The organism is Flavobacterium sp. PS2, from assembly GCF_046250155.1.
GTDB lineage: Bacteria > Bacteroidota > Bacteroidia > Flavobacteriales > Flavobacteriaceae > Flavobacterium.
On the sequence record NZ_CP176426.1, the window covers coordinates 877,387 to 888,912 of the forward strand.

Here is an 11,526-nt window from a genome sequence, read left to right on the forward strand (position 1 = left end):
TTCTAGAGAAGTTAAATGCAAAAACAACAATAGCTAAAATCAGGCTAAATGAAATATTACAAAATTATTTTCTCTTTCCTTACATTGTTACTTATAAGTACAAATGTATTGGCACAAGATTCTAAAAACGAAATCCATTTACCTCTTGGCGGAAATGCTTTTAGTTCCTACAATCTTGAAAGTAATAATACTATAACCGATAACGGAATAGAAAACTGGACAGATCCTAAAGAATATTTCACAGTTTATTTTAGAGTTTCAACTCCAGGATTAGTTAGAATCTCAACAGATGAATTTGTAAATGTTCAAGGAAAATCTACATTAGAATTTGGTATTAACAAAGAATTGAAAAAAATCGAATTTGACGAAAGTAACAAAAGACCAATTATAATAAACGAATGGAAAATTATTGATACAGGATATGTTGCTTTAAAAATAAAAGGGATTAGTAAAACACAAAACAATTTCCCTTCTATTTCTAAATTAATCATTAGTGGGTCAGCACTCCAAGGAAAAACGGCTTTTGTACCTAATAATGATGACAACTTTTTTCACTGGGGACGAAGAGGTCCTTCGGTACATTTAAATTACGAAGTACCCGAAAAAGTAAATGTTCAATGGTATTATAACGAAATCACCGTTCCTGTAAATGAGGACAAAATAGGTTCTTATTATATGGCAAACGGTTTTGGCGAAGGCTATTTTGGAATTCAGGTAAATTCTGAAACAGAGCGCCGCGTATTGTTTTCTGTTTGGAGCCCTTTTGTTACAGATGATCCAAAAAGTATTCCTGAATCGCATAAAATTAAAATGCTGAAAAAAGGAGAAAATGTACAAACTGGTGAATTCGGAAACGAAGGTTCTGGTGGGCAAAGTTATTTAAGATACAACTGGAAAGCTGGCAAAACATATAAATTCTTGCTTAACGGAGTTCCTCAAAATGATAACTCAACCACGTACACTGCCTATTTTTATGCACCAGAAACAAACAAATGGATGTTAATAGCAAGTTTTAACCGTCCGCAAACCAATACTTATTTAAAAAGATTTCATTCTTTCTTAGAGAATTTCGTACCACAACAAGGAAATAAATCTCGCAAAGTTTTGTTTAACAATCAATGGTATTGCGATGATAAGGGAGTTTGGACAGAAATAGATTCGGCTATTTTTACAGTAGATAATACTGGAAGAAAAGGATATAGAATGGATTATTCTGGTGGAGTCGAAAAAGGATACTTCTTTTTAAAAGACGGAGGTTTCTTTAACAAATACACTAAAGCCAAAACTAAATTTACAAAACCATTAAAGCATAATAAGCCAAGTATAAATTTTAGTACTTTGCCATAAAAAAACAGTAAGACAATCCCAAAATAGATTGCCCACAATTTTAAATTAAAATTAATTCAACATGAAAACTAGTATCTTTAAATTTATTCTGATATCCTGCTTCTTTTTAGGATATGCTACTTCTTCAGCTCAAATGATTAAGACACCTACTCCTGCGCGTGCCAAAGGACAAAAGGATGTATTACGTTTGGCACTTGCTCCAATCCCAACAGTTCGTGTAGCCTTTATTGGTTTAGGAATGCGTGGTCCAGGTGCAGTAGAACGTATGACACATATTCCAGGTGTAGAGATTGTAGCACTTTGTGATATGCTTGAAAAAAATACCAAATCAGCAAATGAAATCCTTACTAAACAAGGTCTTCCTAAAGCAAAAGAATTCTATGGTGATGAGAACATTTGGAGACAAGTAACTGCGCTTCCAAACGTAGATTTAGTTTATATCGCTACCGACTGGAAACACCACGCTATTATAGGGGTTCAAGCTATGAAAGATGGCAAAAACGTAGCTATCGAAGTTCCTGGTGCAATGACAATGAAAGAAATTTGGGATCTTATCGATACTTCCGAAAAAACTCGTAAACACTGTATGCAATTAGAAAACTGCGTGTATGATTTCTTCGAGCTTACTACATTAAACATGGCTCAACAAGGTTTATTTGGAGAAATTCTTCATGCAGAAGGATCTTACATTCACGGTCTTCAACCATTTTGGGGAGAGTACTGGAATAACTGGCGTATGGATTACAATATAAAACACCGTGGTGATATTTATGCTACACATGGTATGGGGCCAGCTTGTCAAGCATTAAATATCCACCGTGGTGACAAAATGAACTATTTAGTTTCTATGGACACAAAAGCAGTTGGAAACCCTGCTTACATCAAAGAAAAATCTGGAATCGATATTAAAGATTTTAGAAACGGAGATCATACTATGACAATGATTCGTACTGAAAATGGAAAAACTATCCAAATCCAGCATGATGTAACATCTCCACGTCCGTATAGCCGTATGTACCAATTAAGCGGAACTAAAGGATTTGCTAATAAATATCCTGTAGAAGGTTATGCATTAGATTCTAAATCTATTAGCTCAGATATTAAACCAGATCACGAAAACTTAAGTGCACACAAATTCATGCCAGAAGATGTGAAAAAAGCATTAATGGAAAAATACAAACACCCAATTGTAGTTGGAATCGAAGAAAAAGCAAAACAAGTTGGTGGACACGGTGGAATGGATTTCATCATGGATTACCGTTTGATTCACTGCTTACAAAATGGATTACCTCTTGATATGGATGTATATGATCTTGCAGAATGGTCTTGTTTAGGTCCATTAACAGAAATTTCTCTTGACAACAATTCTTCTCCAGTAGAAATCCCAGATTTTACACGTGGAGGTTGGAATAAATTAAAAGGTTTAGAATTTTCTAAATAAAATAAAATTTTGAAGTTAGTTAAATTGCATCAAGAGGGCACCATTATAAAGTGCCCTCTTTTTGTTATAATCATTTGCTTAGGCAAAATGTCAAACTAATTTCATTCAACTTTGCTCTAGATAAACTTAATCAATATCAAGCTTAGTCAGGAACGCGGATAATACGGGTTCGTCAAAGACGAAAACGCAGATAAAAACGGATTTTTTCTTATCCTTAATTTAAAAAAATCTGTTTTTATCCGTGTCTTTACGGAGTAAATCTGTGTCATCCGCGTTCCCAACTAAGCGCTATTGAAACTCAATATAGCACTTCGCCTCAGGGTGACATAATTAATAACCAACCTCTATAAACCCAAAAACACAATAAATTATAATCTTTAATTCAAATTAAAAATGAAAAAAGTTTATTTAACCCTTCTGTTTTCTTTCTTTATACTCTCCCCACTAGTAGCACAGCAAAAACAAACTTTTGCCATAAGCGATGGGAACTTTTTATTAAATGATAAACCAATCCAGATACATTCTGGAGAGATGCATTACTCTCGTATTCCTCAACCGTATTGGCGTCATCGTTTAAAAATGATGAAATCAATGGGATTAAATGCCGTTGCTACCTATGTATTCTGGAACTATCATGAAATAGCTCCCGGAGTTTGGGATTTTAAAACAGGAAATAAAAACTTAGCCGAATATATAAAAATAGCTCAAGAAGAGGGTTTGTTCGTAATCCTACGCCCAGGTCCTTATGTTTGTGCCGAATGGGAATTTGGAGGTTATCCGTGGTTCTTGCAGAATGTTCCTAATATGGTAATTCGTGGTTACAATACAGCATATTTGGCTGCGACCAAAGCCTATTTTACCGAATTGTATAATCAGGTTAAGGATTTACAAATTACCAAAGGCGGTCCAATAATCATGGTGCAAGGAGAGAACGAATTTGGTTCTTATGTTGCTCAACGCAAAGATGTTCCTCTCGAAGAACATAAAAAATATAGCGCAGCCGTATTTCAGCAATTAAAAGATATTGGTTTTGAAGTTCCTTTCTTTACCTCTGATGGAAGTTGGTTGTTTGAAGGAGGTGCTTTACCAGGTGCATTACCCACTGCAAATGGTGAAAGTGATATCGCTAAACTAAAAGCAGTCGTGAATCAATTTAATAATAATCAAGGTCCTTATATGGTAGCTGAGTTTTACCCTGGTTGGTTAGATCATTGGGCAGAACCATTCCCCACTCAAAAACCAGAACAAACTGTTCGTCAAACAAAAAAATATCTGGACAATCAGGTTTCATTTAATTATTATATGGTACACGGAGGAACAAACTTCGGTTTTACTTCGGGCGCTAATTATGATAAAGAACACGATATTCAACCCGATATGACATCGTATGATTATGATGCCCCGATTAGTGAAGCAGGTTGGGCAACTCCAAAATATAATGCTTTAAGAGAATTATTAAAAACAAATGAAACTCCAGCTATTCCTGACCAAATACCAGTAATCACTATTCCGAATATAAAGCTGACAAAAGCAGTAGATTTAGCCGATTTAAAATCTAAAATCTCTCCTGTAATCGAAGATAATCCACAAACATTTGAACAATTAAATCAAGGCGATGGTTATGTTTGGTATAGCAAAAAATTTACTCAACCTATTAGTGGGAAATTAGAATTGAATGGATTACGCGATTATGCAATAGTATATGTAAATGGAAAAAAAGTAGCGGAGTTAAATCGTTATTACAAAAAATACGATTGCGAAATAGAAATTCCATTTAATGCCACATTAGATATTGTTGTCGAAAACATGGGACGCATTAATTACGGTTCACAAATCAATGCCAATAATAAAGGAATCATAAGTCCTGTTATTATCAATGGAGAAACAATTACAGGCGATTGGGAAATGTATAAATTACCAATGACAACCGAACCAGATTTAACCGCTTATAAAAATTCTGCAAAAGTAAATCGACCAACTTTATACCAAGGTACTTTTAGCCTTAGCAAAACTGGAGATGCATTTCTGGATATGCGTGATTGGGGCAAAGGAATTGTATTTGTAAACGGAATAAACATTGGTCGTTATTGGAGTGTTGGTCCACAACAAACACTTTACTTACCGGGATGTTGGCTAAAAAAAGGAAAAAACAACATCGTTATTTTTGAGCAAAAAAATGAAACCATTCAAAAGGAAGTAAAAACTATCCCTACTCCTATTCTTCAAGATTTAAGACCTGAAAAAGGATTATAGAATCATTTAGTAAACACAAAAAAGCCATCAAAGAATTATTCCTTGATGGCTTTTTAAATATGTGTAAAACAAAATTACTTCCAGTTAAAAGTAATTCTCTTTTCGATATCAGCATTCAAACTTAGGAAAACTGGACAAGTCATTCCTGCACGTTCCAGAATTGTTCTATTTTTCTCATCTGCAACACCTTGCATATCAAAAACAATTTCTATTGCTCCAATTCTTCTTGGTTCAGCATTCATAATCTTAGTTACTTCGGCAGTTGAACCAATGAAATCTACATTTAAATCACGGGCTTTAATTCCCATAATAGTCATCATACAACTTGCCAAAGCATTAGCAACAGTATCGGTTGGAGAAAAAGCTTCCCCTTTTCCGTTGTTATCTATAGGTGCATCAGATATGATTTCATTTCCTGATTGCACGTGTACTGATTTAGTTCTTAAATCCCCTAAATAGGTTACTTTTGATGTCATTAGTTTGCTTCTTTAATTGTTAAATCACTATCATAATATAAGATGTAAACGCCTTTATTAGCAAATCCTCCATCTTCTTTTTTATAAAACTGAAATTTATTATCTACTTGTTCTGTTGCAATTTCACTTGCAGTTTCTTCATACGTTTTTCCTTGTGATAATCGCATCATAGTATCAAAAGTTACATCAAAACCTCTCGTAGCATACGTATTTGGATTGATCTTATTTTTGTTTCTATACTCTTTTTCAAAAATAAGTGCTCCCGAAGATTCGTTTTCACGTGTTACCGATGGGTACATTAATTTCAATTTAGTTAAACTTTCAAAACTAACTTCATCTGTATCTAATGTACTGTTTGGTTCTAAAATCACCAACTGTACCTGATATGATGACATAGAACTCAACATAACTTTAATCGTAGCATTAATCATAGCTGTATTTCCTGTTTCCATTACAACATAATTCATTCTGTTAGGTACAAACTGAATTTTTAAACCTGCCGGATTAAAATCTCCTGCTTCGGTAACTGGTGCAAAAATTACACCTTTCTGATTTTGCTGAATATACTGTCTTATTGATTCTTTTTTCTTATCAACAACTGCAACTATATTACCTCCTTTAGAACGCATGTAATCAAACATTGTATTTTTTAGAATATCATTAGATGGGATTGTTTGATATAAATTATCAAATGAATTTCCTTGATCTTTAGACAACGGCGAAATTACAGGAACTTTATTTTCTCCTAATAACTTAGCAGTTGCTTCTGCATTACTTTGATAAAATGGTCCGATAACAGCATCAGCTTCTTGCAATCTGTTGTTTTGTATAATAGCCGCTACATTTGATCCGTTTTTGGTTTCCTGAGAATCAAAAATCGAAACATCTATTGGTAGTCCAAGAACTTTAGCAGAATCTATTGCCATTAATGCTCCAGAATAAAAATCTAAAGTCATATTCAAGAATTTATCTTTTTTCAAACGAGTAGCAGCACTGGTAGTATCACTTTGAATTTTAGATAAATTAAAAGGTAATAATAACGCTATCTTTTTACGGTCATTACTTCTCTTTTTAGTCAGAGTAACTATCTCTTTTGCTTCTTCTTTAATTTCTGGTCTTGTCTCAGATTTAATTTCTGGTGGAGGCATAATTCCTGCAGGAACTTTTAAAATCATTCCTTCCTGAACTCCTCCAGATAAAGTTGGATTTAATTTAAGTAACTCATCTTGCGACACACCAAATGTTTTAGACAAACTATATAATGTCTCTTTTGGTTTTACCTGATAATCTGCATACGATACTTTTTTGGTAGTTTCGATTACAGGAGTTTTTACTTCGTTTTTAACCGGAGTAGTCGTTGTTGCAACAGTTTTTGGAGCTGTTCCTTTTATTGTTAAACGGTATCCTACTGGCAAACTCGGCACCACTTCTGGATTACGTTTCTCTAATTCTTCTATTGTAATACCGTATTCTTTTGCAATCGAATATTTAGTTTCTTTTGCCAAAACATCATGGTAAACATATTTATCTTGTTGCTTAGCAGGAACTAATTTTGTAGCAGGTATCTTAGAATCTTTTGAGGCCGCTTTAGAACCATTTCCTGAAGGAATAGTAAGCGTCTGTCCTATTTGTAAACCATCTTTTTCAAGAAATGGATTTGCTTTTTTCAAAGCTTCATCCGAAACATTATACTTTTTTTCAATACCAAAAAGCGTTTCTTTAGCAACTACTTCATGCGTAGTTGCTCCGTTTGCTTTTTTAGGAGTAACGGTTGCTGTAGATTTATCTGAACTTGTTGTTTTTCCTGAATTATTCGGAATCAACAAAACACTATCCAACTTTAATCCACTTTGTGCATCTGGGTTAAGCTTATAAATATCATAAGGTGTTACTTTGTACTTTTGGGCAATTTGGTTAATTGTTTCTCCTTTGGTAACCGTGTGTTTACTAATTTTATCCTGTGGGAAAACAGAATAAGACATCAAAAAAGCAGTTGTAATTAGTATTGAAATGTATTTCATAATAAGATAAAAAATTTTAAACAAGATAGTATTTCTGTATAAAACAAGATTCCACAAGCTTGTTAATTATTTGCTAATGTATAATTCTAATTTAGCGATACTCCAATTTTTATAAAGCGGTGAATTTTCTTTTTGTTTGTATTTATACAAAGCTTCTTCTATGTTTTCAAAACTCTCAGCATAAACATAATACGACTGACTGTTTACATTATAGAAAAAACTAGCATTAAAATCCCCCGAATCTATTAGTTTCATAATAAATTGATCCCTTGGCGTAGCGTCTGTAAATATACCTAAAACCAAGTAATATCCATTGGGAACTGCTTTCAGGTTATCAAAAAATTCAACTTTAACATCTTTATTAGTATAAAGAGGATCTTCTTTTATTTTCTGTTTTATTTCGTCTAATGATAACGCTACAATTGAAGTTTCAGTATTTCCCTGATTCTGAATTGCATTATCTTGGTATCTTTTTAATTTAACCAAAGCTACTTTATCATCAAATGCTCTGGCCTCAGATCCATAAAATGATGCTTTACTAATATGTCGCTTTACCTCAATTTTTTTCTGAGTATCTAATGAATCAATTTTGGCAATCAATTTCTGATTCTGAGCATCATTTTTCTCCTGATCAATTTTATAATATTTGATTTTTTCTAAAGAAAGACTTTGCAAAAGAGTTTCGCCAGTTTTATTCTTTGTGTTTTCACGAACCTTTCTCTTATACTCTTGATTTTCTTCTACAGCAATTCGCTCTACTTTATTCATCAATCCCGCATACGATTTTCTGTTCTCGGCTAATTCTTTTTTAAGTTGAGAAGAAAGCTCATTAGTTTTAGCAATACCCTCGTACGAAAGTTTTTCTAAACGTTTAGATTCTTTCATATTCAACACATCCATCTTTTTTAAGTCATATAAATCATCTGTCATACTAACAACTAATGAATCTAATTTTGACATTAAAACTTCCTGAACATTTTTATTCGCTTCCAGAACTAATCTTAGTTTTTCTACCGAATTTCCTTTTAAACCATCCATTCCCTTAAGATCAACATTAAGGTCATTAATTTTAATAACCTTCTCGTTCATCTCTTTCTGAACAACAAGTCTATCTTTTAAATCTTCTAATTCAATTGTCTTGGCTTTCGTTTTTTCGACTACAACTTGTTTCTCTGCCAATGCAAGCATCAATTCTTCATTGTCGTTGGTAGGCGTAATTTCTTTGGTATTGATGGCTAGTTTATTTCCTTCAACTAGTCCGTTTACAATTTCGGGATTTTGAGCTTCAAGCTGATCAATTGTAATTCCGTATTTTTTAGCAATCGAATATTTTGTCTCTTTTGGTGCTACAACATGAAAAATAGTTTCTCCGTTGATAACACGAACACGACCATCGAGTGTTTTTCTTTTATTAGGGATTGCAATAGTTTGTCCTATTTGCAAACCATTTAATAAAGTTTCTTTATTTAAGGTTTCTAAATCCTGAACCGAAACATTGTATTGTCTGGCAATACTAAATAACGATTCTTTGGCCAAAACCTCATGCGTCACTTTTGATGAAGTAACATTACTTGCAGATGCAATCTTAATTATACTGGCGGCATCTTGTGGAATAATAAGTTCCTGACCAATTTTTAATCCATCAGCAAGAATCGAAGCATTTGCATTTTGAATGGCTTCAACACTCACATTGTATTGTTTTGATAATCCAAACAAAGTTTCTTTGGCAGCAACTGTGTGCGTAAGTTGTTTGGTTTCTTTCTCCTTGACTGGAGAATGTACTGGAATTCGGATAATCTGACTATCCTTTAATCCACTTTGCGATTCGGGATTTAATCTGTAAATCTCGTCTAAGGAAACTTTATACTTCTGGGCAATGAAATAAGCAGTTTCTCCTTTTTGGATTTTGTGTTCAATAATTGATTCTTGCGCAGTTATTTTGTTAAAAGACAAAATAAAGACAAGAGAAATCGTTAAAAGTTCTCTCATAAATAGTAGGTTTGAAAAAATTAAGGCATTACAAATGTAATGCCTTAATTTGAAAAAAAATACTATTCCCACTCAATTGTTGCAGGTGGTTTTGAGCTGATATCGTAAACTACACGATTCACGCCTTTTACTTTATTTATAATGTCGTTAGAAACTTTCATTAAGAAATCATACGGTAAATGTACCCAGTCAGCAGTCATACCATCGGTAGATTCTACAGCTCTAAGCGCTACTACTTTTTCATAAGTACGCTCATCGCCCATAACACCAACACTATTTACAGGAAGTAAAATTGCTCCTGCTTGCCAAACTTTATCATATAATCCCCAAGATTTTAATCCGTCGATAAATACGGCATCAACATCTTGCAAAATTTGTACTTTTTCTGGAGTAATATCTCCAAGAATTCTAATTGATAATCCAGGTCCTGGAAAAGGATGTCTTCCTAATAACTCTGGATCTATTCCTAAAGTAGCACCTACTCTACGTACTTCATCTTTAAAAAGCATACGTAATGGTTCTACAATTTTCAGTTTCATGTAATCTGGTAATCCACCTACATTATGGTGTGACTTAATAGTTGCCGAAGGTCCTTTTACAGAAACCGACTCGATAACATCAGGATAAATTGTTCCTTGTGCCAACCATTTTACATCTTCTATAAGGTGCGATTCATCATCAAAAACTTCGATGAATACACGACCAATAGTTTTACGTTTGGTTTCTGGATCACTAATTCCTGCTAATTGAGACAAGAAACGATCACCAGCATCTACTCCTTTTACGTTTAATCCCATTCCTTTGTATTGATCTAATACATTTTGGAATTCGTTTTTACGAAGTAAACCGTTATTTACAAAAATACAATATAGGTTCTTACCAATAGCTTGATGCAATAATACAGCTGCTACTGTCGAATCTACTCCTCCAGATAATCCTAAAACTACTTTATCATTACCTAGTTTCTCTTTTAATTCTCCCACCATTTCTTCAACAAAAGCATTTGGTGTAAAGTTTTGAGGAACTTCAGCAATTTTTACTAAAAAGTTTTCTAGCATTTTTGATCCATCTGTAGAATGGAAAACTTCTGGGTGATATTGAATACCATAAGTAGTTTCACCTTCAATTTTGTAAGCAGCAAATTCTACGTCATGAGTACTTGCTAATTTTACTCCATTTGTAGGTAAAGCTTTAATACTATCACTATGACTCATCCAAACTTGACTGTTTTCAGAAACACCTTCAAAGAAAACTTCGTCTTCTTTAATATAAGTCAAATTGGCTCTACCATATTCTCTAGTATCTGAAGCAGCTACTTTTCCGCCGCTAAAATGAGCTAGATATTGTGCTCCGTAACAAACTGCCAACATTGGAAGTTTACCTCGAATTTGAGATAAATCAGGATGTGGAGCATCTTCTGCGCGAACAGAGAATGGGCTTCCTCCTAAAATTACTGCTTTATAACTTGATAAATCACTCGGAAAATGATTGTAAGGGAAGATTTCGCAGAATATATTTAATTCGCGAACTCTACGCGCAATAAGCTGAGTATATTGCGATCCGAAATCTAAAATAAGTACGTTGTGTTGCATGCGCAAAAATACTTTTTATATTCCGAATTGAAAAATTGAATTCTGATTTTTTTTTCAAAATTAGAATCAAAGGTTCAAAGCCACAAAGGTTCTGAGATTTCAAAAGCATTACAATAACGTCTTATCATTTTGAACGTTTATATTTTAAGGTTTTATCCATTCTTAGCATACATCCTTTATTCATTTTCAAATTTACCCGAAAATTTTATTACAAAACTTCATTATTAGTTATCTGTTTGACTTAAAAAAACCACACAAAACAAAATCATTACTAACTAAAAACCAGTACTTTATGTAATTTTTAAAAGCTAAAAACTTACAAAACAATTAAATATTAGCTTAAATTTTGTGAAAATTATTTTTACAAAAAGAGCAACGAAATAACTCTTTAATAATCAATAACTTAA

The 11,526-nt window shown here is 33.2% G+C and carries 7 protein-coding genes; 3 read left to right on the plus strand and 4 right to left on the minus strand.

Features of this window, described 5'->3' with window-relative positions:
* The first annotated feature begins 48 nt into the window (after nucleotides 1–48).
* The 3 genes from ACJ6WR_RS03680 (at nucleotide 49) to ACJ6WR_RS03690 (ending at nucleotide 5,041) form a co-directional block, all read left to right on the plus strand.
* Nucleotides 49–1,347, plus strand: coding sequence for a DUF3472 domain-containing protein (locus tag ACJ6WR_RS03680; RefSeq protein ID WP_409417080.1), 1,299 nt, complete (start codon nucleotides 49–51; stop codon nucleotides 1,345–1,347).
* Nucleotides 1,348–1,408: 61 nt separating this feature from the next.
* Nucleotides 1,409–2,788 carry a Gfo/Idh/MocA family protein gene (locus tag ACJ6WR_RS03685; RefSeq protein ID WP_086895427.1) on the plus strand — a complete coding sequence of 460 codons (1,380 nt, stop codon included), beginning with the start codon at nucleotides 1,409–1,411 and terminating at the stop codon, nucleotides 2,786–2,788.
* Nucleotides 2,789–3,181: 393 nt separating this feature from the next.
* Nucleotides 3,182–5,041 carry a glycoside hydrolase family 35 protein gene (locus ACJ6WR_RS03690; protein ID WP_409417081.1) on the plus strand — a complete coding sequence of 620 codons (1,860 nt, stop codon included), beginning with the start codon at nucleotides 3,182–3,184 and terminating at the stop codon, nucleotides 5,039–5,041.
* A 74-nt stretch (nucleotides 5,042–5,115) separates the two neighbouring features.
* Here the strand turns inward: ACJ6WR_RS03690 and ACJ6WR_RS03695 are convergent, their stop codons facing one another.
* The 4 genes from ACJ6WR_RS03695 to guaA all read right to left on the minus strand — a co-directional run bounded on the left by ACJ6WR_RS03695 (nucleotide 5,116) and on the right by guaA (nucleotide 11,119).
* A complete protein-coding gene (locus ACJ6WR_RS03695) occupies nucleotides 5,116–5,517 on the minus strand; it encodes an OsmC family protein (RefSeq protein WP_409417082.1) in 402 nt (133 codons plus the stop codon).
* Nucleotides 5,517–7,538, minus strand: a complete 2,022-nt coding sequence (locus tag ACJ6WR_RS03700; protein ID WP_409417083.1) for a LysM peptidoglycan-binding domain-containing protein — start codon at nucleotides 7,536–7,538, stop codon at nucleotides 5,517–5,519. The genes ACJ6WR_RS03695 and ACJ6WR_RS03700 overlap by 1 nt, the downstream gene beginning before the upstream one ends.
* Nucleotides 7,539–7,604: 66 nt before the next feature.
* Nucleotides 7,605–9,527, minus strand: a complete 1,923-nt coding sequence (locus ACJ6WR_RS03705; RefSeq protein WP_039117767.1) for a LysM peptidoglycan-binding domain-containing protein — start codon at nucleotides 9,525–9,527, stop codon at nucleotides 7,605–7,607.
* A 62-nt stretch (nucleotides 9,528–9,589) separates the two neighbouring features.
* Nucleotides 9,590–11,119 carry a glutamine-hydrolyzing GMP synthase gene (gene guaA / locus ACJ6WR_RS03710; protein ID WP_039117766.1) on the minus strand — a complete coding sequence of 510 codons (1,530 nt, stop codon included), beginning with the start codon at nucleotides 11,117–11,119 and terminating at the stop codon, nucleotides 9,590–9,592.
* Nucleotides 11,120–11,526 lie beyond the last annotated feature (407 nt).